Annotated in this window: 20 protein-coding genes and 1 pseudogene; 11 read left to right on the plus strand and 10 right to left on the minus strand. The window is 63.9% G+C overall.

What is annotated here, in order from left to right:
* The first annotated feature begins 88 nt into the window (after positions 1-88).
* From BCO18175_RS03115 to BCO18175_RS03145, 8 genes are all read left to right on the plus strand, one after another.
* Positions 89-979 (plus strand): LysR family transcriptional regulator, encoded by an 891-nt coding sequence (locus tag BCO18175_RS03115; RefSeq protein ID WP_254607948.1) that lies wholly within the window; start codon positions 89-91, stop codon positions 977-979.
* Between the two features lie 569 nt (positions 980-1,548).
* A complete protein-coding gene (locus BCO18175_RS03120; protein ID WP_174979315.1) occupies positions 1,549-2,436 on the plus strand; it encodes an HpcH/HpaI aldolase/citrate lyase family protein in 888 nt (295 codons plus the stop codon).
* A gap of 33 nt (positions 2,437-2,469) precedes the next feature.
* Positions 2,470-2,931, plus strand: coding sequence for a MaoC family dehydratase (locus tag BCO18175_RS03125; protein WP_174979317.1), 462 nt, complete (start codon positions 2,470-2,472; stop codon positions 2,929-2,931).
* A 23-nt stretch (positions 2,932-2,954) separates the two neighbouring features.
* A complete protein-coding gene (locus BCO18175_RS03130; protein WP_174979319.1) occupies positions 2,955-4,121 on the plus strand; it encodes an acyl-CoA dehydrogenase family protein in 1,167 nt (388 codons plus the stop codon).
* 130 nt (positions 4,122-4,251) lie between these two features.
* A complete protein-coding gene (locus BCO18175_RS03135; RefSeq protein ID WP_174979320.1) occupies positions 4,252-5,490 on the plus strand; it encodes a CaiB/BaiF CoA transferase family protein in 1,239 nt (412 codons plus the stop codon).
* 1 nt (position 5,491) lies between these two features.
* The gene (locus BCO18175_RS03140) at positions 5,492-6,658 is read left to right on the plus strand and encodes a CaiB/BaiF CoA transferase family protein (protein WP_174979322.1); all 1,167 of its coding nucleotides are present in this window, start codon (positions 5,492-5,494) and stop codon (positions 6,656-6,658) included.
* A gap of 68 nt (positions 6,659-6,726) precedes the next feature.
* Entirely contained in the window at positions 6,727-6,858 is a 132-nt protein-coding gene (locus tag BCO18175_RS40825; protein WP_302480636.1) for a hypothetical protein, read from the plus strand.
* A 91-nt stretch (positions 6,859-6,949) separates the two neighbouring features.
* Positions 6,950-8,332 (plus strand): MFS transporter, encoded by a 1,383-nt coding sequence (locus BCO18175_RS03145; protein WP_254607949.1) that lies wholly within the window; start codon positions 6,950-6,952, stop codon positions 8,330-8,332.
* Positions 8,333-8,334: 2 nt separating this feature from the next.
* Here BCO18175_RS03145 and BCO18175_RS40460 read toward each other — a convergent pair.
* The 3 genes and pseudogenes from BCO18175_RS40460 to BCO18175_RS03155 all read right to left on the minus strand — a co-directional run.
* A pseudogene (locus BCO18175_RS40460) lies at positions 8,335-8,503 on the minus strand (SDR family oxidoreductase); the annotation flags it as partial.
* A 66-nt stretch (positions 8,504-8,569) separates the two neighbouring features.
* Positions 8,570-9,847 carry an epoxide hydrolase family protein gene (locus BCO18175_RS03150; protein WP_174979325.1) on the minus strand — a complete coding sequence of 426 codons (1,278 nt, stop codon included), beginning with the start codon at positions 9,845-9,847 and terminating at the stop codon, positions 8,570-8,572.
* A gap of 204 nt (positions 9,848-10,051) precedes the next feature.
* Positions 10,052-10,756: an SDR family oxidoreductase gene (locus BCO18175_RS03155; RefSeq protein ID WP_034188601.1), complete on the minus strand. Its 705-nt coding sequence runs from the start codon at positions 10,754-10,756 to the stop codon at positions 10,052-10,054.
* Positions 10,757-10,890: 134 nt separating this feature from the next.
* Between BCO18175_RS03155 and gcvA the strand changes: the two genes are divergently transcribed.
* On the plus strand, positions 10,891-11,784 hold the full coding sequence (gene gcvA, locus BCO18175_RS03160) for a transcriptional regulator GcvA (protein ID WP_174979327.1): 894 nt from the start codon (positions 10,891-10,893) through the stop codon (positions 11,782-11,784).
* 16 nt (positions 11,785-11,800) lie between these two features.
* Here the strand turns inward: gcvA and BCO18175_RS03165 are convergent, their stop codons facing one another.
* The 6 genes from BCO18175_RS03165 to BCO18175_RS03190 all read right to left on the minus strand — a co-directional run bounded on the left by BCO18175_RS03165 (position 11,801) and on the right by BCO18175_RS03190 (position 17,237).
* Positions 11,801-12,388 (minus strand): pyridoxamine 5'-phosphate oxidase family protein, encoded by a 588-nt coding sequence (locus BCO18175_RS03165; RefSeq protein WP_174979328.1) that lies wholly within the window; start codon positions 12,386-12,388, stop codon positions 11,801-11,803.
* A 95-nt stretch (positions 12,389-12,483) separates the two neighbouring features.
* Positions 12,484-12,675, minus strand: a complete 192-nt coding sequence (locus tag BCO18175_RS03170) for a hypothetical protein (protein WP_174979330.1) — start codon at positions 12,673-12,675, stop codon at positions 12,484-12,486.
* 12 nt (positions 12,676-12,687) lie between these two features.
* Complete coding sequence (locus BCO18175_RS03175) at positions 12,688-13,887, minus strand: PLP-dependent aminotransferase family protein (protein WP_174979331.1); 1,200 nt, start codon at positions 13,885-13,887, stop codon at positions 12,688-12,690.
* 312 nt (positions 13,888-14,199) lie between these two features.
* The gene (locus BCO18175_RS03180; RefSeq protein WP_174979333.1) at positions 14,200-15,168 is read right to left on the minus strand and encodes a hypothetical protein; all 969 of its coding nucleotides are present in this window, start codon (positions 15,166-15,168) and stop codon (positions 14,200-14,202) included.
* Positions 15,169-15,275: 107 nt separating this feature from the next.
* On the minus strand, positions 15,276-16,919 hold the full coding sequence (locus BCO18175_RS03185; RefSeq protein WP_174979335.1) for a DUF2334 domain-containing protein: 1,644 nt from the start codon (positions 16,917-16,919) through the stop codon (positions 15,276-15,278).
* 12 nt (positions 16,920-16,931) lie between these two features.
* Positions 16,932-17,237: a hypothetical protein gene (locus tag BCO18175_RS03190; protein WP_254607950.1), complete on the minus strand. Its 306-nt coding sequence runs from the start codon at positions 17,235-17,237 to the stop codon at positions 16,932-16,934.
* Between the two features lie 970 nt (positions 17,238-18,207).
* Here BCO18175_RS03190 and BCO18175_RS03195 point away from each other — a divergent pair.
* Together BCO18175_RS03195 and BCO18175_RS03200 are read left to right on the plus strand one after the other, a co-directional pair.
* On the plus strand, positions 18,208-20,166 hold the full coding sequence (locus BCO18175_RS03195) for a glycosyl transferase family protein (RefSeq protein WP_254607951.1): 1,959 nt from the start codon (positions 18,208-18,210) through the stop codon (positions 20,164-20,166).
* Complete coding sequence (locus BCO18175_RS03200; protein WP_174979337.1) at positions 20,163-21,857, plus strand: NfrA family protein; 1,695 nt, start codon at positions 20,163-20,165, stop codon at positions 21,855-21,857. The genes BCO18175_RS03195 and BCO18175_RS03200 overlap by 4 nt, the downstream gene beginning before the upstream one ends.
* A gap of 40 nt (positions 21,858-21,897) precedes the next feature.
* Here the strand turns inward: BCO18175_RS03200 and BCO18175_RS03205 are convergent, their stop codons facing one another.
* The gene (locus BCO18175_RS03205) at positions 21,898-22,881 is read right to left on the minus strand and encodes a hypothetical protein (RefSeq protein WP_174979339.1); all 984 of its coding nucleotides are present in this window, start codon (positions 22,879-22,881) and stop codon (positions 21,898-21,900) included.
* Positions 22,882-23,169: the final 288 nt, after the last annotated feature.

Here is a 23,169-nt window from a genome sequence, read left to right on the forward strand (position 1 = left end):
CCCATGCTTATGAAACACATAATCGGCACTTATGTCTTTGTATAGGTCGAGGCAATCCGGGCGTTCAGGCCGTATCGACCTGAACCTCGTGGCGACGCTGCAGGCGATCCTGGATACCGGCAATGCATCGAAGGCCGCGGTCGCGCTCGGCGTGACGCAACCCGCCATCAGCCAGAATCTCCGCAGGCTGCGCGAGCACTTCGGTGACGAGTTGTTCGTGCGTAGCGGAAACATGCTGAAGCCGACGCCGCGCATGCTCGCACTGCAACCCATCATTGCGCGCCTGCTTCGCGACATGGACATGCTCTCGCGCCCGCCGGACGGCTTCGATCCCGCGACGGCCGAACAGGAATTCATCGTCAGCCTGTCCGAGGTTGCGGAGTTTGCCGTCCTGCCAAGCGTCGCGGCCGAATTTGCGCTGCATGCTCCGCGATGCCGGATACGAGGGATCCGGGTGCACCACTCCCAGTTGCTGTCCATGCTCGAGCAAGGCGAAGTCGACCTTGCGGCCGGCAGCCTCGCAGGCGCCGCGCCGTCGCTGCGCCAGCAACGGCTCGCCGAGCATCGCATGGTGTGCATGGTGTCAGCCCAGGGAAAATGGGCCGCGGCGCCGCTCACCCTTCAGGACTACATCGACGGGCGGCATGTCAGCGTACGCCGGATCGCCGACACCACCGACCCGATCTCGGAGCGTTTGCAGGCCACCGGGATTCACCGGAATGCAGTGGCCAGCGTGTCCAGCGATTTCGTCGCGGCCCAGACCGTGGTGAAGACGGATGCGATCTGCACCGTCGGAGAACCTGCCGGCCGGCAGTTGACGGCCCTGTTTCCGGTCCGGTTGCACCCCGTGCCGTTCGAGGTCGGAACGCTCACGTCCCGCATGATCTGGCACGAGCGATTTCAACGCGACGCCAGTCACATCTGGCTGCGCAAGCTGGTAGAGACCGCCTATCGCAACTGGGTGTCAGAACAGGTCTGACTCGCCGGCAGCATGTGAAAAAATTCGGACTCCCCAGCTGTAGTCCGATGACTCGCACGAAGACCGGATTCATGCGGTCGGACGCTCCATAAGGCGCTCATGGTGTCGTGGCCGACACGGCATGCCAACGCGCCGAATGCCATGAACGCTCATGTGTGCATCCACGAGATCTCGCGCCCTGTGTCGGGCCGCGACGGAACATCGGTCGCACGGTTCCAGGCATCGTCGTCGAGATTCCCCCGAAATCCCCTCGGAAAAAGCACGCGGGACGGCTTGAAATCCTGAGCCCCTTTCCCGCCTGCGCCCCCTCCTTGTCTCCCGCTCAGCTACCGGGCAAGCGCCTCGCGCCATAACTGATGCTTATTTTTTTCATAAGCCTCAACGCCTTTCTTGCTGCCTGACTTGCGAATGTAATAGTCGCAACGACCGATGCGATGGCTGCGTACAAGGCCACCCACCCAGGAGACAGCCCATGAACGTTGCCATCTGCCGACGAGTTCCGACTTTTGAACAGACGTAATCGTCAGGCCATCACCTGATGACCGACGATCAATTGGGCTAATGCAACCATGTTGACGCAAACGAAACTCATCCGCTCCTTCCTCTTCGTTCCCGGTAACAAGCCGACCTGGATCGAGAAGTCCGTCGAATCCGGGGCCGACGCGCTGATCCTCGATCTGGAGGACAGCGTGCCGCCCGCACAGAAAGTCGAGGCGCGTGAAATCGTCCGATCGAAGCTCGCGTGGCTCGCCGAGCAGAAGCAGCGTGTGTGGGTACGCATCAACCGCAGCGCGCACCTGTACGACTTCGACGACATCCTGGCAATCGTGAACCCGGCGCTCGAAGGCGTCGTGATTTCGAAGCCCTGCGGCCCGGAAGACATCCACACGGTGTCGTCGATGCTGGCCGAAGCCGAGTACCGCGCGGGCGTCCCGGTCGGCCATACCCGGGTGATTCCGCTGCTGGAAACCGCGCGCTCGTTGCAACTGGCGTACGAGATCGCGCAGCACGAGCGCGTGCCGGCGATCGTCGGCGCCACTGCGAAGAACGCCGACGTGGCCCACGCACTGAAAACCGTGTGGTCCCTCGAAGGCCGCGAAACCCAGTACCTGAAATCGCGCGTCGTGATGGCCGCACGCGCAGCCGGCAAGCTGCCGATCGGCGGTGTGTGGCAGCAGGTGCGCGACCTCGACGGGCTCAGGGTCTCGTCCGCGAACGACCGCCAGCTCGGCATGAGCGGCGAACTCGTGCTGCATCCGTCGAACGTCGAGATCGTCAACCGCACCTACAGCCCGACCGAAGAGGAAGTGGCGTTCTACCAGGGCATGATCGACGCGCTGGACCACGCCCAGGCCGAAGGGCGCGCATCGTGCATCTACGACGGCGAGCACATCGACATCGCCCACGCGAAGACGGCACGCGAAATCATCGCGCTCGCCGAGTCGTTCAATCGCTGATCGCTTACCCGAACATCCAAGGAGACAGAAAAAATGGCAGGCCTTTACTTCGAAGAATTCAAGCCCGGCATGGTGATCGAGCATGCGATCCGCCGCACCGTGACCGAAACGGACAACGTGCTGTTCTCGGCGATGACCTACAACTGCGCGCCGCTGCACATCGATGCCGAGTACAGCAAGCAATCCCTCTACGGCCAGCGCCTCGTGAACAGCATGTTCCTGCTCGCGCTGGTGGCCGGCATCACCGTGTACGAAACCACGCTCGGCACGACGCTGGGCAATCTCGGCTTCGGCGAAATAGCGTTCCCCAAGCCCACTTTTCACGGCGACACGATTCGCGTCGAGACCGAGATCCTCGAAACGCGGCTGTCGAAGAGCCGCAACGACTCCGGCATCGTCAAGTTCAAGCATGTGGCGAAGAACCAGCGCGACGAGATCGTGTGCACCGCGTTGCGCACCGGCCTGATGCTGCTGCGCCCCGCCAACAACGCCTGAATTCGCCCCTACCGGAGAAGACCATGAACTATCAACTCAGCGACGACCAGCAGGCGATCGTCGACGCCGCGCAAAAGATCTGCGCGAAGTTTCCGCTCGAATACTGGCGCAACAAGGACAAGAACCACGAATTTCCGCATGAGTTCTTCGACGCGGTCGCGAGCGGCGGCTGGCTCGGCATCTGCATGCCGGAAGAGTTTGGCGGCGCCAACCTGGGCGTGACCGAAGCCGCCCTCTTTCTTCGCGCCGCAGCCGAATGCGGCGGCCAGGCGGCGGCGTCCACCATCCACATGAACATCTTCGGCCTGCAGCCGGTCGTGCACTTCGGCTCGGAAGCGCAGAAGAAAGCGTGGCTGCCGCCGTTCACCCGCGGCGAGCACAAGGCGTGTTTCGCGGTGACCGAACCGGACACCGGCCTCGACACCACGAAGCTGAAAGTCGTCGCGAAGAAGCAGCCCGACGGCAACTACCTGATCTCGGGCAAGAAGGTCTTCATCTCGACCGCGCAGGTGGCCGACCACATGCTGATCCTCGCGCGCACCACGCCACTTGATCAGGTCAAGAAGCACAGCGAAGGGCTGAGCCTGTTTTACACGAAGCTCGACCGCAGGTATGTCGACATCCGCGAGATCGACAAGCTCGGCCGCGCCGCAGTCGATACGAACGAACTCTTCATCGACGACCTGCCGGTATCGAAGGACGAACTGATCGGCGAGGAAGGCAAGGGCCTGAGCTACATCTTCCACGGGATGAACGCCGAACGCGTCTTCGTTGCCGCCGAGCAAGTCGGCATGGGCCGCGCCGTACTCAAGATTGCGACCCAATACGCGAAGGATCGTGTCGTGTTCGGTCGTCAGATCGGCCAGAATCAGGGCGTCCAGCATCCGCTGGCCCGCAACTGGGCCGAGCTGGAAGCGGCCAACCACATGATGCTGGCCGCCGCCGAACTCTACGACAAGGGGCTTTCCTGCGGCTCCGAGGCGAACGCCGCGAAGCTGCTGGCATCCGAGGCCTGCATGCAGGCATGCCAGACCGCGATCCTCACGCACGGCGGCTTCGGCTACGCAAAGGAGTATCACGTCGAGCGGTTCATGCGGGAGGCGTGGATCGGCTACATCGCGCCCGTCACCCCGCAACTCATCCTGTCGAACATCGCCGAGCGCAAGCTCGGGTTGCCCAAATCGTACTGACGAGCCGTGGCCAACCGTCGGTCCGACGATCGATGGTTGCCCGCATTCCAATAGAAAAACCGGTCGATGACGCGAGCCCGCCGAAGAAAGAGCGGGCATCGGTCGCACACAGGTTTTCCGGAGACAACGTATGTCGGTTACCAAACCATTGGCAGGCGTCCGCGTCCTCGACCTGACCGTCGCGCTCGCGGGCCCCTATGGCTCCCTGTTGCTCGGTGGCCTGGGCGCCGAGGTCATTCGTGTCGAGTCACCCGGCGGCGGCGATATCGCACGCAACAATCCCCCGTACGTCGGCAAGGAAGGCATCCACTTCGGTGTGAAGGGCGACGACGAAGTGTCGTTGACTACCCTCAACCGCGCGCGCAACAAGAAGAGCATCACGCTCGACCTGAAATCCGAACAGGGCCGCGCGCTGTTCATGGAACTGGTCAAGGAATCCGACGTCGTCATCGAGAACGCGAGCGAAGGCGTCACGGCGCGACTGGGCGTGGACTACGAGCGCGTTCGCAAGGTCAACCCGAAGATCGTCTATGCATCGGTCAAGGCGTTTGGCGAGCCAAGCCCATACCCGAAGCTCAAGGGGATGGACATCATCGTCCAGGCGCTGTCCGGCATCATGGACGTGACCGGGTTCGCCGACGGTCCGCCCACCCGCATCGGGATACCGATGGCCGACATGATCGCGCCGTTGTTCGCGGTGAACGGCATCCTCGCCGCGCTGATTCATCGAGGCAGGACGGGCGAAGGGCAACAGGTGCAGGTGTCCATGCTCGATTGCCTCGCGTCGCTGGTGGCCGAGGAGCATTTCGACATCTTCCACGCGCATGGCTACCCCAAGCGTTCGGGCAACTTCCAGGACCGCCTGGTGCCGTTCGGCGTCTACCGCACGAAAGACGGTCACGTCGCACTCGTCGCGTTCCAGCCCGACTGGTTCCAGAGCCTGACGGAAGCGATGGGACAACCCGAGCTGCTGAACGACCCGCGCTATGCCACGCGCGGCCCGCGCATGACACACGCAGCCGGGCTGAACACGCTCATCGAAGCGTGGACGCAGCAGCTCACCAGCGCCGAAGTCATCCACGAGTTGCAAGAGAAGCGCGGCGTTCCCGCCGCGAAAGTGCGCTCGCCCCAGGAGGTGCTGCATGACCCGGCGCTGCGGGAGCGTGGTGCGGTGGTCAGGCTGGAGCACCCTGGCCTCGCCGATGTCGACGCGATGGGCATGGGGCTGCCAATCAAGCTTTCCGGGACGCCCGTGCAGTTCGACCAGCCCGCGCAGGCGCTCGGTGCCGCCAACGACGAAATCTACCGGGGGCTGCTCAAGCGCTCCGAAGCCGAGCTGTCGCAGTTGCGCAGGGACGGAGTGATCTGAGATGACTGACACGCGAACCCGCTCCGGTCCGCTCGCGGGCATCAAGGTGGTGGAAATCGCCGGCATCGGCCCCGGGCCGCTGGCAGCGATGTTCCTGGCCGACCTCGGCGCGACCGTCATCCGCGTCGATCGCAAGGAGCCGTCCGGCCTCGGCGCACCGCGCCCCGTGCAGTTCGATCTCGGGCTGCGCAACCGCAAGTCGATTCGCGTCGACCTGAAGGATCCGGCCGCCGTCGAGATGGTGCTCGACCTGATCGCCGAAGCCGACGCGCTGATCGAAGGATTTCGCCCCGGCGTGATGGAACGCCTGGGCCTCGGGCCCGAGCCCTGCCTCGCGCGCAACCCGCGCCTCGTCTACGGCCGCGTGACCGGCTGGGGGCAGGACGGCCCGCTGTCGCAGGTGGCCGGGCACGACCTGAACTACATCTCGATCACCGGCGCGCTGCATGCGATGGGCCGCGCCGGGCAAGCGCCGACGCCCCCGCTCAACGTGCTCGGCGACTATGCGGGCGGTTCGCTGTATCTCGCGTTCGGGCTGCTTGCGGGAATTCTCGAAGCACGCGGTTCCGGCCAGGGTCAGGTGATCGATGCCGCGATGGTGGACGGTGTCGCGTCGATCACGACGGTGATGATGGGCATGCATGCCGCCGGGATGCTCGGCAAAGAGCGCGGCACCAACCTGGTCGACACGGGCGCGCACTTCTACGAGGTCTACGCGTGCGCCGACGGCAAGTACGTGAGCGTCGGCCCCATCGAAGTCAAGTTCTACCGGCTGCTGCTCGAACAGCTCGACCTCCAGGACCACCCGCTGCTGCAGGCGCAAATGGATCGTGCACAGTGGCCGCAGGCCAAGCAGGTGCTGGCCGCAAAATTCAGCGAACGCACGCGCGACGAATGGGCGCAACGGCTCGGTCATCTCGACGTGTGCGTGGCTCCCGTGCTCGACTTCGACGAAGCACCGCGCCACCCGCACGCCCAGGCACGCGGCATGTTCGTCGACGTGGACGGCGTGACGCACCCGGCGCCCGGCCCGCGCTTTTCGCGCACGCCGGCCGCACAGCCCGAGGCGCCCGCGACATTGAGTACCGAGAATGCCGTCGCCGCGCTGCAGGACTGGCTGCCTGAAGCACGCATCGACGCCTATCGCGCGCAGGGGGCGTTCATCTGATGACGACGAGGGCGTGACGGCCTGAACCGTCACGCTTGCGGTGGGCAACCCACAAGTGCCCATCGCGCATGTCCGTCGGCGACGTGGGCAATCCGCATGACGACGATGCTCAGTTCGTCGCCTGCCGGCTCGAGAACATGATCACCGGCTCGACGAAGCCGCGCTTTACCGGTTTGACGCTACTTCGACTGACGGCATGAACCCACCGCCACTCACGCCGCGTCTTCCGGGTCCGAAAAATAATAGTTAAAACAACTGAATGATGACATTGGAGGAGATATGAAGCATGCCATGAATGAAGTCCCGCCTGTCGGCGGCCCGAGCGACTCGCCGGCGGGACGAACCGCCGTCCAGACCGGGCATGACAGCCTGCGGTCGTGGTACATCCTGATCATCCTGATGCTCGCGTATTCGCTGGCCTACATCGATCGTCAGCTCCTCAACCTGCTCGTCGACCCGATCCGCCATTCGCTGGCGATCTCCGACACCCAGCTCAGCCTAGTCCAGGGTATTGCATTCATTTCCGCGTACCTGATCGCGTCGCCGCTGTTCGGCCGTCTCGTCGACATCACCAACCGTCGCAACATCCTGCTGATCGGCATCTGTCTGTGGTGCAGTTTCACGGCCTTGTGCGGCAAGGCCACGACATTCGAAGGATTGTTCCTCGCGCGCTTCGGCGTCGGCGCCAGCGAAGCCTGCGTGTTCCCGATTGCACTGTCGATGATCGCCGACTGCTTTTCGGCAAAGCAGATGCCACGCGCAATGAGTGTCTTCGTCCTCGGCCCGTTGCTCGGCGGGGGGCTCTCGCTCGTCGCCGGCGGCCTCGTCATCTCGTTCGCGCGCGACGTCCACCAGCGTATCCCCGTGCTCGCCGGATTCGAGACCTGGCAGTTGGCCTTCGTGCTGATCGGTCTGCCCGGCATTCTGTTCGCGCTACTGGTAGGGCTGACGGTGCGAGAGCCGGTGCGCGGCAAGGTCGCAGGCAGCAACACGGACGAGCGTCAGTTCTCGACCCGCGAATCGCTCTCGTTTCTTTGGGAACGACGCAGGTTCTACGCGCGCATCCTGCTGGGTGTCGGCATGCTGGCGATCGTCGTGCTCGGCATGCCGGCATGGATGCCGGCTTACCTGATTCGCGCGCACGGGATGCCCGCCGCACAGGTCGGATTCCGCTTCGGCGTGCTGGTCGTCGGCTTCGGCATCGCGGGCGTGCTGACCGGGCCATGGATTTCCCACCGGCTCGAACGACGCGGCTACGAGGATGCGCCGCTTCGCACCGCCGCAATCTCGATGATTCCAATGATGATCTGCTGCGCCAGCATTCCGTTCCCAACCGGCACGACGGGCGCGCTGGCTGCCGCGGCCGGCACCGTGTTCTTCTTCAGCCTGCCGACCGGCTGCATGGCTGCGGCACTGCAGAACGTCGCACCCAGCCGGATGCGCGGCATCGTCGGCGCGCTCTACTCGTTCTTTGCCCAGTTGATCGGCTTCGGACTCGGGCCGACGTTGATTGCGCTCGTCACGGACCGCGTGTTCGGCAATCCGAAGATGACCGGCAACGCGATCGGCATCGTCTGCACGATTGCGGCGGTGCTGGCCGCCTGGCTGCTGTTCACGGCGCTGCCGCCTTACCGGCGCTTGCTTGCTGAAGAGCGTGGACACAAAGCTGATTGACGGAACGCGGCCGGCTTCGCGATCTCGCCGAAGCGGCCGGTCGGCACGCGCGACGGTTTCCGGCGTTTCCGGCCAGCCGTCGATGTAGCCCGGCAGCACCGCGCTCATCCGGATGCTCCCGGCCACATGGCGCTCCGGGCAAGGGCACAGCCACGCGCTCGACACCACGCGTCACACCCACGAAAACGAACGCCGGCCGCATAACCGCCGGCCCGCGTTCGCCCGTCCCTCCTCCGCTTACACGCGCCGCAACGGCCGGAACCCGGCACGCACTTCACGAGCAAACAGTTCCGGCTCCTCCCATGCCGCGAAGTGCCCGCCCTTGTCGACTTCGTTGAAGTAGATCAGGTTGTGATAACTGCGCTCGGCCCAGCTGCGCGGCGCCTGGTAGATCTCGCCCGGAAACACCGTGATCGCGGTCGGCAGCGAGATGTCCACCGCGTTGAAGTTGTTCGAGTGATCCTCCCAATAGATCTGCGCGGCGGACGTCGCGGTGTTCGTCAGCCAGTACAGCGAGATGTCGTCGAGGATCTCGTCGCGCGGAATCGAGCGTTCGGGCACGCCACCGCTGTACGTCCACTGCGAGATCTTGTCGTACATCCATGCAGCCTGCCCGGACGGCGAATCGGCGAGCGCATAGCCGACCGTCTGCGGGCGCGTGACCATCATCGCCGAGTAGCCGCAGTTGTCGCGATAGAACGTCGCGAGCTTCTCGTACGCGGCCTTCTCCTTCGGCGCCAGCGAAGCCGGCGCGGGTGCATCGGTCGCGAGCAGCGTCGCGATATCCGGCGGCACCGTCGCCGGCATGTTCACGTGAATCCCGGCCAGGCCCTGCACGCGCTGCATCGCCATCCGGTGCGAAATCACCGAGCCGCAGTCGCCGCCCTGCGACACGAAGCGCGTATAGCCGAGCCGCGCCATCAGTTCGCCCCACGCGCGCGCGATGTGGTCGGAGCCCCAGCCGGTCTGCGTCGGCCGGCCCGAGAAGCCGAAGCCCGGCAACGACGGCACGACAACGTGAAACGCATCGTCCGCGCTCGCGCCGTGCGCGGTCGGATCGGTCAGCGGGCCGATCGCCTTCAGCAACTCGAAGATCGAGCCCGGCCAGCCGTGCGTCATGATCATCGGCATCGCGTTCTCGTGCCGCGAACGCACGTGGATGAAATGAATGTCGAGCCCGTCGATTTCCGTGATGAACATCGGGAAACCGTTCAGGCGCGCCTCGCCCTTGCGCCAGTCGTAGTCGGTGCCCCAGTAACGCAGCAGCGCCTGCATGCGGGCAAGCCGCACGCCTTGCGATTCGTCGGCGACGGTCTCGCGGCCCGGCCAGCGCGTCGCGGCAATGCGGCGGCGCAGGTCGGCCACGGCTTCATCGGGAATGTGCGCGGTGAACGGGCGTATGCCGCTGTTACCGGTCGCCGCATGCAGCGCGGTGGGCAGCATCGCCGAGACCCCGGCGGCCACGGATGTGGCCAGCAGGTGGCGACGCATCGGGGAAAACGGTGTGGAAGACATCGTTCGGCATCTCCTTTCGTGAAGTGGAAAGTGAACATGCCGCGCGCGGAAAACGCGCCTTCGCTTTCAATCCGGCGCGCCCTCGTCACGCGGCGTCGCACATTTGAAAGGTCTGATGTATCCCGGATTTGTCTGATTTGTACGCGTTTGTAGCGGTTGCGCGGCGAGCGGCGCGGCCCGTGCGGCCGCTCGCCCGCGCGACGCTCAGAGCGCCTTGACGATCGCGCCGTCGACGCGAATGTTCTGCCCGGTGATGTAGCCCGCGCCGTCGGACAGCAGGAACGCGACCGTCTTCGCGATTTCACCGGTCTTGCCGAAGCGGCCGGCCGGAATGCGTGCGACGATCTCCGGCGTTTCCGGCCAGCTGTCGATGAAGCCGGGCAGCACCGCGTTCATCCGGATGTTCTCGGCCGCATAGCGTTCCGCGTAAAGACGCGTCCACGCGCTCAACGCCGCGCGCAGCGCCGACGAAACGGGCATCGGCTGCTCGGGTGCGTCTGCCGCGAAGCTCGAGATGTTGACCACCGCGCCGCCGCCCTGCTTCTGGAAGATCGGCGTCACGCGGCGCATCACGCGCACCACGTTCAGCAGGATCAGGTCGAGCCCCGCGTGCCAGTTGTCGTCGGTGATCGCCAGCAGATCGCCCTTCGGCGGGTGCCCGGTATTGTTCACGACCGCGTCGATGCGGCCGTAGCGCGCGACGGTTTCCTGCACGAGCCGGTCGATGTCGGCTTCTTCCGTCACCGAGCCCTGGATGCCGAACCCGCCCAGTTCCTCGCCGAGCGCCACCGCGCTGCCCGACGGCGACATCAGCGCGACGCGGTAGCCCGTCGCCGCCAGTTCGCGCGCGATCGCCGCGCCCATGCCCTTGCCCGCCGCCGTGATCAACGCCACTTTTTCTACAGTCACGATTTGCTCCTGGTTCGAATCCTGCCGCCGCGCAGCCGCCGTTCGGCGCGCCATGGTGGTAATGTAGGCGCATCAATCACGACTGTCGAACCAGTATTTCTGCCTCCAGCCGATAGTTTTTCTACAGCCTGACGATGCCGCCTCGCCCCTCCCGCCTGCCGCCGCTGAATGCGCTTCGTGCGTTCGAAGTGTCCGCGCGGCACCTCAATTTCCGCGCCGCGGCCGACGAGATCGGCGTCACGCAGGGCGCCGTCGCGCAGCAGGTGCGCCACCTCGAGGACGTGCTCGGCCTGAAGCTGTTCGAACGCCTGCCGCGCGGCCTCGCGCTGACGCACGACGGCGCCGCGTATTTCTCCGACGTGCAGCGCGCGCTGCATGCGATCGCCGACGCGACCGACAAGCTCGTGAAGCGGCGCGCCGCGCTGACGATCAGCACGACGCCGTCGTTCGCGTCGAAATGGCTGATCCCGCGGCTCGCGCAGTTCACCGATGCGCATCCCGATTACGACGTGCGCGTGATCGCCGACTCGCAGATCGCGACGTTCCGCCACGACGGCGTCGATCTCGCGATCCGCTACGGCAAGCCGCCGTTCGGCAAGCATCTCGCCACGCATGCGCTGTTCCCGCTCGACGTGTGTGCGGTGTGCAGCCCCGCGCTGCTGGCCGCGCCCGCGTCGCCGCGCGCGCTCGCGGGCCATGTGCTGCTGCACGACGCGCACGACCTGTGGCCCGAGTTCCTCGCCGCGATGCCCGAGCCCGTCGACATCGATCCGCACAAGGGGCTGCGCTTCAACCAGACGTCGCTCGCGATCGATGCGGCCGTCGCCGGCCAGGGCATCGCGCTCGCGACCGATCCGCTCGTCGAACGCGACATCGCCGCGGGCCGGCTGTGCAAGCCGTTCGATTTCGCGTTTCCGCTGTCGGTGGGGTTCTATCTCGTGTATCCAGCCGAGCGGCGCGACGACGACGCAATCGTCATGATGCGTGAGTGGATGGCCACGCAGGCCGTGTCGGACAGGCGCCCTTGAGCGGGCTTTGGCAGCGTCAGGGCGCGATCCAGCGGCCGTCGTAGCCGCGTTCGTGCAGGTCGAACACCGCGCGGCGATGGCCGGTGCGCGCGAGGTCGAGCCAGTCGATGCGCGTCACGGTCACGTGAAGCAGGCAGAAGTTGTCGTAGCCGTCATCGGCTGATGCGGCGCTGCCGACCTGCGCCGCTTCAGGCGACTCGACCGGCGTGCCCGGCGGCAACGGTGCGCGATACAGCAGCAGCGTATGCGGACGGCTCGATTGCCAGATCGCGCGCCGTTGCGCTTCGTCGTCGCAGATCGATGCAACGCCTTCCACGCGAATCTGCACGAGCGCATCGAGATCATTGGCGACGAGCGCGATGCGCGGATCGCGGCGCAGCTCCGCGACCTTCTCCGAACGCGCATCGGTATGAAACGACAGCACACGATCGGCGCGGCTCACCTGCCGCAACACGATCGTGCGGACTTTCGGCGCACCGTCGACACCGAGCGTCGCGGCCTGCAGCATCGTGAACGGCGAGCGCTGCGCACTCACGCCGGATTCGAGGCAGGACCACAGGCGCTCGTACGTTTGCGCGAGCGATTCGGAAGTGGAGTCGGGCATGACGAGGCAGCGAACGGGCGGGTTGCGATCGCGCAAGCTTAACCGTTCGCGGCGGCAGCGGCACGCGCGCGGCGGGCCGGCCGCTGCCGTGCGGGTCAGTTGTAGCCGAGTACGACCGGTGCCGCGTCGCCGATGTCGGTCGCCGGCTCCGCGCCGAAACGGCCGAGCACGTCGGCCACGTACTGCGGCCCTGCGCTGATCTGCGACGAACGGTGCGCAACCGGCCGGCTATCGCCCGCGCCCGGTGCTTCGCCCATCGATACGGTGTCGTTGACGGTGATATGCATGTTGATGTCTCCTCACGCGGCCAGCGCCGCACCATACGCGCGCACGAGGCGCGCGACGCCTTCCCGGATCGCGTCGACGTCCGGCGCGGCGAACGACAGGCGCAGCGATGCCGCGTCGACGTTGTCCGCGAAGAATGCCTTGCCCGGCACGAACACGATCTTGTTAGCGATCGCCTGTTGCAGCAGCACGTCCGACGACACTGCGCCGATCCGCGCCCACACGAACATCCCGCCTTCGGGACGATGAAATTCGATCGCATCGCCAAGGCCGTCGCGCAGCGCGTCGCACATCGCGTCGCATTTGCGCTGGTAGGCGGCCGTGATGCGCGGCAGATGGCGTTCGAGCGCACCGTCGGCCAGGTATTCGGCGGCGGCCGCCTGTGTCCACGGCGTGCTGCACAGATCGACCGTCTGCTTCGCGATCACGCAGCGCCGCGCGATCTCGGCCGGCGCGATCGTCCAGCCCACGCGCAGCCCGGGCGCGACGATCTTCGACAGGCTCGCGAAATGCACGATCCAGTCACGCGCGCCGTCCACTTCGTCGGCCAGCGCGAGCATCGACGGCACGGCTTCGCCCGTGAAACGCAGGTCGCCGTACGGATCGTCCTCGATGATCAGGAAACGGTATTGCACCGCGAGACGCAGCAGCTTCAGCCGGCGCTCGCGCGTAAGGGTCGCGCCCGTCGGGTTCGCGAAGGTCGGGACCGTGTACAGCAGCTTCGGCTGCGCGATCGCACCGGATGCGAGCTGTTCGCCGAGACGATCGACGTCGAGGCCCGCGCCGTCGACCGGAATCGTCACGATGCGCGCCTGCTGCAGACGCATCGCCTGCAGCGTCGCCGGGTAAGCCGGCTGCTCGGTCAGCACGACGTCGCCGGGCGACACCATCACGCGCAGCAGCAGGTCGAGGCCCTGCTGCGAACCGGTCGTGACGAGCAGTTCGGCCGTCGTGCACGCCACGCCGCGGCGCGCCATCAGCGCGATCAGTTGCTGCTTCAGTTCGGCGAGGCCGTCGGTCGGGCCGTATTGCAGGCAGCGCACGGGCTGCGCGTACGCGCGCTCGGCGGCTGCGTTCAGGCCGTCGACGTCGAACAGGTCGCTGGCCGGATAGCCGCCCGCGAAGGAAATCATGCCCGGTTCGGACAGGTACTTGAACAGTTCGCGGATCGGCGAGCCGGCGGGATTCTGGAATGAGGGAGTGAACGCGTACATGTCGTCGTGAGCTGGATGGCGCGGACGGCCGGGATAGCCGCCCGATGCCTGCCACCGCGGCGCTTCTGGCGCCACGGCGGTGAAATCGAGCCACGATTGTCGATAGTCATTAAGGCCGCGGCAAACGATATCTATGCACTAGGTCTTGCGGTTTGGTCATCAAATGGAGGATTGGCGGGAGACGCGAAACGCCCCGTGCGCCAGCGCGCCGGCACCGGGTTCCGGGCACGTGTTGCCGCGAGAAAGCCAATCCGCCCGATTGTTTCGCGATGCACGTACCCTGCCCGCCCCGCTTGCCGGCATCGAGCCGAATCAGTGCGGCGTCCCGGAAGGCTCGGCCGGCGGCGGCTTGGGCTTCCACGTCGAGAGCGCGCGCGTGAGATCGTCCGACACATAGTGCGGACCATCGAACAGATAGACCGGATAGCCGCGATACGCCACCAGTTGCTTGCCCAACTCGTCGGCGCTGGCTGAACGGAACCCGCCCCGCTCGGCGGGCCGGAACGCCTCGGCGATGACCCGCACGCGTTGCTTGCCCAATCTTGCAACCAGCTCGTCGAGGTAGCTGCGTGCGACATACGGCTCGCGGGCATAGACGCCGCAGCCGTCCTGGAAGAACACGCCGACGTCCGCGGGCAGCCACGCTGCGAGCCACTCCGCGAGCGCCTTTCCGCCGATATTGGTCTGGTCGTACACGCTCACCCAGAGCGGCCTCGGCAACCGTTGCAGGATCGCGGCGAGCTTCGGCGCGTCCTGCCAGGTCGGATCGATTTCGACCGGGAAATAGTAGCCGGTGACGTGCAGCGGAACCGGTGCGTGCGCCACTTCCAGGGACTGGTCGGCGAGCGTCGACAGATGGGTGCGCGCACGCTTTTCGTCCTGGTAGCCGGCCAGCCCCAGGATCACGTTTCTGGCCCATGGCTCACGACTGATACGTTCCCAGTCGGGAAGGTGCGCAGCAGGCTGGATGCGGGTGTTGGCGATGAACGCGGTATCGTCGACGACGGCCCATTGAATCAGCAGATCGTGTATGCCGAGCATCTGCCAGTTGCCGACCGGATTCGTCGTCGAGTTGTCCACCTGCCAGACGATGCCGTCCGCGTGCACATCGTGTGCGGTCCAGCTGCAGGCGGCCACGACGAGCGATGCGCCGATCGCCACGAGCGTCGCCGCCCGGGGCGAACGCGGCGCGGCGGCGAGCGGGCCCGCTCTCCCTGCGAGCCGAAGCCGGCCCATACGCCGTTGAATCCTGCGCAAGGCCGGGATCGCGTACCTGGTCATCGCATGGCTCCCCGGAAACATGCCTGCGCGTCATCGTAGCCGATCAAACGCAAACGTGCGACCCGCATTGCCAATGCGGGTCGCACGCGGCTGTCGCTACGCCTGTGTTACTTGGCCGTCGTGCCGTCCACCCACTTGTAGCCGAGATTCGTAATGCCGGTAATCATGCTCTGGAAGTCCTGGTATGCCGGCAATCCGAGATCGGGCTCGAGCCAGTACGGATGGAAGAAGAAGGACGCGAAACCGTCCCGCACTACCAGACCATACTGGGCATTGGTCACGATTTGCTGCCACGTGTACGTGATGCACGAGAACGGGTCGATGTTGCAGATGTTGTACTGCACGCTGCCCAGGTTCTCCGGAACGATCCGCTGCCCGTAGTAATCGGAATTGATGATGTACGGGAAAAACTGCCCGGCGGAAAAGTCCTGGTTGGCGGCACCCGTTCCGAGTTGCGGATTGGTCGCGGTGTAATACACGGCTCGCTGGAACGTGGTCGGGAACGTGAGGGCCGTAGCTGCCGATGCGGCCGGCGACATCTGGTACTGCGGCGCGGCAAAACCGACGATCTTGTAGCCGTTGGTCGTGAACTCGAGCAGGCCATCAGCCATTCTGCCTTCCGCCCACGGGATGGAGTCCTCATCAACCGGCCGGTTCTGCACTGCGTACCAGAACTCGTAGTCGCTGCCGCTGACTGCATTCAGCAGGTTCGGCGTCGAATCGTACTGGTGCGTATAGCCGTGCATCACGATCGAGCCGCCGCGCAAGAGCGCGTAATTCAGCGCTTTCTTGAGGCCCGTTGCCTGCGCCAGATGGATCGTCTCCGGCACGCCGCCGTTGTAATAGCCGTTCGGGTCCGTATACAGCGGGATGGTTGCCATCGTGAACGGAATCTTCTTCGAGTACATGTAGTTCGTCAGCAGCTGCATCGAACTCGTGGTCGTGTACGCGTCGAGATCCTCCAGGCGGACGAGCGCACGATGATTCACCGGTGCATTGGTCTGCAGGATGTCGTGCAGGATGTCGCAAATCACCAGGTAGCGATCCGTCGGGCCGATGTAGGAAAACGGCATGTCGGCGAAGTACCAGAAGTTGCCCGAGCGCATGATGTACGGCGCGCTTGCGCCGCTCTGGCTGTTCTGGATGGTGACGAGCGCCTGCGCCTTGGTGGCGTCGACGACCTGGGTCAGGCCGACATCCGGATCCGCGTTGATCACGCCGGTCGACGCGTTATACGCGTAGTACTTGACCATCGACAGGTTCTTGTACGTGACCGTATCGTAGAAGCCGGGATTCGGATTGCTCGACGACGGCGTCGCGTTCATCCCGGCGAGGCCCAGGAAGCTGAACCCGAAGGTCTGGTTGAACGTGTAGGCCGTGTTCCATGCCAGCTGCCACAGGTTGTACTTGAACCAGACCACCGTCTTCTTGGTGGTCATCACATCGCTCATGAACGCCGCCGGAATCGGGTTGTTGTAGTAATCGCCGATATAGAACGTAGCGTCGTGATTCCCGACCATGCCGGACGTGTAGTTCTGGATCGGAACCAGATCGACCGTCGTATTGAAGTGACCCAGCAGGTTTCTCAGCATGATGCTGTACATCAGGCCCAGCTTCGAATACGGGTCGTTGGCCGGATTGTCGTACAGGATAAGCGTATGGGCGGTGGTGGCCTGCGCGTGCGCGGTACCCGGCAATGTCATTTGCGCGAGTCCCGCAAGCAGGGCGATGACGAGCAAGATCTTTTTCATGGCCGTTTCTCCCTAGTCACGTTCCACGTTGCCGTTGGTTTTACTGACAGACTTCTTGCTGAATTTCGGGCGGCCCGTTTCCTTGTACGCCTTTTCCCAATCCTCATCGGACATGCCGGCTTTCACGGTGACGTGCGCCGAACCGTTCGGCAGCGGAGGCGGCTTGATCTTCGGGGCAGAAGAATTACTCGTCTGCTGCGCACCCACATCCTGAACGCCGACGGCGAAGACGAGCGTGGTGATCAATGCGACGATCGATCCGGCGGCGCTCAACCCGTTTCGAAAAGATTGATTGCGATGCGAAGGCATGATTTTCATCCTTTGATATGCAAAATAAGTTCATCTCGCTCGCGAAACGAACACGGCTAATCACCATCCGGAATCGGGGCGCTATGTCGTGAAGTTTTTGATGCGCAATTGAAACCAGACAAATAAATCCGGGAGGAGATGGCTTTACTTTCAAGCTAGAACCGTACCATCCGTCGCAAATGGGCATAGCGCCAAGGCGCCGAAAATGGCGCGCCGTGGCAGCTCGAAAATGCTTCGATAAAACGTTTCAGGCATGCAACGCGGCGGTGTCACGAATTTAATCGGACAAACGCGCGAAACCTGCTCTTGCGCCCCAGGTAAGACCTGTTGCGCTCCATGCCTCGCGGATCGTGATGCGACGATCGCCGTGGGTCGCACGCTCGCATGCGTCACAACGACCGACACGCCGGATTTTCGGGTTCCACGCCAATCCATCCGGCCGGTCACGGCCGGAATCGCGTGACGATTTGCAGAGCGCGGCTGCCGGGGCCCGGCAGGGGGTCTGAAAACGACGTGTCATCCGGCCGATCGAGCGCGTGTTTCAGCACTGAAACATTTGGCTCGGATTCGGCGGGCCAATCCTGTGAGGCGTCCCGCGGCGCCCGCGCGCTCAAGGGTCGCGCAGCGATGGCGCACGACTTGCTACATGAGCTGTGTGCTGCGGAGTCGGTGCGCGGGGGCACTGCGCGTGCGTCGGGTGGAGAGCGGCTGCAAGCGTCGAGAAATGCAGGGACGGAGGCAGGCAAGCGGCAAACGGGCTGTCAGAAAGTCATCCACTGAACACATTGCCTCGTTCGCGATGTGACGTGGCCGTATCGAGGAAGTCCGCGTCTTGCGCGGCGCTTTTTCGATCGGCAGGAATTCGCGTGGCGCAAGCCACGGAGTGGACGTGACGGGGGCGACGAAGACGGGGAACGTTTCGTCATGCGTCGGTACGAGGGGAAATAATCCAATACAAGACAAAAGCGCGGACAAAATGATGGATAACATGATTTGGAGTGCATATTTATATGCACTTAACCTTGTCGCCATTGTGACCGCAATCGTCATCCTGGTGAGCACACTGGATGACCTCACGCTGGACGCCTGCTACTGGTCATTCGAAATTCGGCGCATCCTGCGCCGCGAAAAATCGCAAACGGTCGATATCGGCATGCTGCGCGCGCTGGACGAGCAGTATCTGGCGCTGATGGTGCCCGCCTGGAAGGAATACGACGTCATCGCCAAGATGATCGAAAACACGTTGGCGACCCTCGAGTACGAGCGATACGTGATATTCGTCGGCACCTATCACAACGATGCCGAAACCACGGCCGAGGTCGAGCGGATGGTCCGCCGCTACCCGGGCAGGGTCACGCGCGCGACCGTGATGAACGACGGGCCGACCTGCAAGGCGGACTGCCTGAACTGGATCGTCGAAGCCATCCTGCGCTACGAATCGGTCCATCACATTCAGTTCGCGGGCGTCGTGATGCACGACTGCGAGGATGTCATTCATCCGGTCGAACTCAAGTACCTCAACCACGCGGTCGCGGAAAGCGACCTGGTCCAGCTTCCCGTGCTGTCGTTGCCGCGGAAATGGAACGAGTTCGTCGCCGGATGCTACATGGACGACTTCAGCGAAACGCACCAGAAGGATATACCGGTGCGCGCCCGGCTGACCGGCATCGTCCCGGGCGCGGGCGTGGCGTCGTGCTATAGCAGGCGCTCGATCGAAGCGGCGATGAAGGAACGCAACGGCTCGCCGTTCAACACCAGTTCGCTGACCGAGGATTACGACTTCAGCTTCCGGTTGAGAGAACTGGGGATGAAGGAAACCTTTGCGTGCATTCCGCTGACCGGGATCACGCGTGATGCCGCGGACGATCCCGCACCGGGCGTCGCCGTCAATCGAAACCTGCTGGCCACGCGCGAGTACTTTCCAAAGACATTTCGTACCGCGTACCGTCAGCGCACGCGCTGGATCCTCGGCATTGCCTTTCAGGGCTGGGAGCAACTCGGCTGGAAAGGCAATCTGCTCACCCGATACATGTTCTTCCATGATCGCAAGGGCATCGTGACCTCGCTGTTCTCGGTCATTGCCTATGGCGTGCTGATCAACTTCCTGTTGCTCGGCGCGCTTCAGCGATCCAGCCACGTCATCCCGAATGGCGCCTCGGTCATCATGGCGAGCCAATGGGTCGCACCGCTGCTCTGGATCAACACCGCGATGCTGTTTGCGCGCGCCGGGCAGCGCTTCCATTTCGTCAGCAAGCTGAACGGCCCGACCCAGGGGCTGCTGTCGATTCCGCGGATGTTCGTCAACAACCTGATCAATTTCTACGCGGTGTGCCGTGCGTGGCGCATCTATATCCGCTACCTGGTGACCGGCAAGCCGATCGCCTGGGACAAGACCAGTCACATCTACCTGTCGAACGAAGCGCTCGGGAAGGCGCGCCTGAAAGTCGGCGAGATCCTAGTCGGCTGGGGCGTGGTCACACTGGAGCAATTGCAGGCGAGCCTGGAGAAACAGCTGACTTGCGGCAGGCGACTGGGAGAACTGCTGGTCGAAGGCTGCGCGATCTCCGCCGAATCGCTGGCGGATGCAATCGCCGAGCAAGCCGAGCTGCCGCGGGTGAGCCTCGACAACGTCGCGGTGGGCCACTTCGCGGATTCGCTGGCATTCGAGCTGCAGTACGCGTACCGTGCCGTCCCGTTTTCGACGGCGGATGACGGTACGTTGAACGTGGCGGTCGGGCGACCGCTCAGTCAGGACGAACAGGATGTCGTGCGACGGGGAGCGCGATCGAATGTTGCCTACTTCATCGCCTGCGATGCGGAGATTGCCGCCGAACTCTCCCGGCACTCACGCTTCGTCGAACTCGCCCGCGTACGCGACGGCGATCCGGCGGCGCAGGAAGGCTCCCCCGTGAAAAAACCGTCGGGAGAACAGGCATGAAGCATTCGACATTCCCGATCGCGACCAGCCTCAAACGCTGCGCGCGGTTGAGCGCACTGGCGATCGCCGTGTCGCTGGCCTGGCAGGCGCCGGCATCCGCTGCGCAGCAACTGACGCCCAAGGCCTACAAGCTCGCCGACAGCGCCTACAAGGCGATCAATGCCGGCGACCTGCCTCTCGCGGAAGTGTATGCGTCGCGCGCCATCAAGATTCAGCCCGGAAGCGAACAGCTCGGGCTGCTGCTCGTCGACGTATACAGACGGGAAGGAAAGGTCGACGAAGCGGACGCGCTGGTGGAATCGCTGCTCGTTCGTTTTCCGAAGAGTGCGGCGGTACGCGCGCAGCATGGCTACCTGGCGCAGCGCCAGATGCACTACGACGTCGCCTGCAGCGATTTCTCGGCTGCCGTCGCAACCGGGAAGTGGAGCAAGGAACAGCAGCGCAACCTGCGTCTCGCCTGGGCGGACAGCGCGCTCGCAGCGAAGCTTCCGCATGAAGCCGGCATTGCGCTGGCGCCGCTGGCCGATGAAAAATCGGCCGTGGTCCAGTTGCGTATCGCGCAGATGAGCCTGCAGGCAGGCGACCGCGACACCGCCATCCGCATGGCGGACCTGGCGGCCGGCGACGCGACGAACGACGGCGAGCGCAACATGGCGGCGTCGATCGCGGCGCAGGCGCGGCAGGACGATCAGTCCGCTCAGGCGCCGGTGGACAATACCGCGCAACAGAAGTTGCAGGAGGCCTATGACCTCCTGCGCGACCACAAGGATCGCGAGGCGCTCGACGCATTTCAGGAGGGATTTTCCGGCGGTGCCGGCAACGCGATGAACTACGCGGACGCGGGCTACGCCGCCAAGCGGATCGGGCTGAACCAGGAATCCATCGATCTGTTCGAGCACAGCCTCGACGCCGATGAAAACGAACACACCTTCGATGCGCAGCACAAGTTCGGTTATCGGCGGGAGGTCGAGCAGCTTCAGCGCAGCTGGGGTTTCGTGCTGAGCGCGCCGTACCAGCAGGCTGCGTTCGGTTCGCAAGGCACCATCAGCGTGTTGCAGCCGGGTGTAGAAGTGTATTGGCAGCCGCCGAAGATCGGCTACCAGAACGGCCGCATCTTCCAGTTCTTCGTGCGCGGATACGGCACGGCCTACGACGGATCGGGCAACACGACCGGACTGCCGACCGTGCAGGGTTCGGTGGGCGCGCGCTACAAGCCGCTACCCGACCAGAACGTCGTGCTGACCGCCGAGCGGCTGTTCCATGTCGGCAGCCTGTCGATGACGGACTGGTTGATGCGCCTGGGTTATTCGTCGGAAGGCGGGACCGACCTGAGGGTCACCGAACCGAGCTGGCGCAGCTGGCAGGCGTATGTCGAAGGCGCGTACTTCATCAGCGCGGGGCGATACATCATTTATTCGGAGTTGCGTTACGGGCACACCTGGCGTTTGCCGATGATCAGCGATCGGCTGACCATCTACCCGCACGCCGCGGTGGCCGGCGATCACGACAACCGGCAGCCGGACAAGACGGCGATCGGTGCCGGGCCCGGCATCCAGGTTCGGTACTGGTTTCGCGAAGGGCGGTATAGCGCGCCGGCAAGCTATCTGGATGTCACGGTGCAATACCGGTTCGGGTTGACGTCAGCGGCACGCGCACGTGGTCTCGTGGTACGCGCGACATTGTGGTTCTAGCCATCGACGCTGACGCTTGCTCTTGAACGGCGCTTTTCGCTTAGTTGGGTGCCTTGAGCGGAAGGATCGTTTGACGCAGCAGCTGGAAGTACGAGCTCGTCGAATACGGGAGCATTTGCTCGACGTAGTTCCACCAGAAGAATCCGCCGATGAAACGCGGATCGGTCATGCTGTTGACCATCGGGTAGTACGTCTTGATCAGGTTCTGCTGCACCGACGCCGGCGCGGAGATTTCCGAGGTACCGATTTCGCCGAAGCCGACCTTCGCGTTCGGGAAGATGCTTTCCAGCGCCGCGAAATCGTTCTTCCACGACGGACTCAGTCCCGGGCAATCCTGGTACGGGTAGTAGCTGAACAGCGCGTAGTCGGCCTGCTGGCGGACCGTCGACGACAGGAAGGTGGTCGGCCACGTCTTCCAGTAATCCTGCGGCTTCTCCCAGCAGTTGTTGCCCTTGCTGTCGTCGTTGTAGTACAGCGTGATGGCCGTCTTGCCGCCGTTCGATTTGACGATCTGGTTCGCCGCCGCAACCATCTGGCCGATCTGCTGCTCTTGCGAGTTGACCACGCTGTTCGTGCCGCTCGGGTCGTTACGCAGCCATTCGCCGTTGATTTCGTTCGCGATCTCCCAGACGTCGACGGTGTTCTTCAGCTGCGACACCAGTTCCTGCGTTCGTGCCTGATACGTGGCGAGATCCGTAGGGAAATAGTAAGAATCGTAGACTTCGCCCATCACGTACGCGACTGCGTGCAGGCGCAGCAGCGGTGCGTAGTAGTCGGCGGCCGACGTACCCGGATCGAACACGACACGCACGGTGGGCTTGTACGGCAGGTTCTGCAACGACGCGACGATTGCGTCCAGTTTGGTCAGGTCGTCGAGGGTCACACCGTAGACGGGATTCTTCAGAGGTTCGACCTGAGCCTTCGCGGATTGCGACAAGGGCATGAGCCCGGCATAAGCGACGCATGCGGCGATGGCCGTGCGCGAGAGATTTTTCGTCAGCTTAATCAAAACGTTTCCCGTCATAAAGTAAGAAGAAGCGCGATTTTAGACGAAAATAAAAGCTAATTATCGGATGATATTGAAAGTATCGAGCCCCAAAACATTGTTAGGATTGGTATCAATAGTGAGGGCTGCGCGGCGTCGTAACGAGGCAATTATTACGTGATACTGATCAAATCGATTGCTTCGCAGCACCGGGGCGGGACGTCGGTGCGGGTACTCGAGGTATCCGGTTCAGGGTAAAGCCGAGGTTCGGGTGGCTGCAGGCAAACGATTGCCGACGTCCGAAGCTGGTTGTCGCCAGCATCGTCA

Origin of the sequence: Burkholderia lata (assembly GCF_902499335.1) — a bacterium.
Lineage (GTDB): Bacteria > Pseudomonadota > Gammaproteobacteria > Burkholderiales > Burkholderiaceae > Burkholderia > Burkholderia lata_B.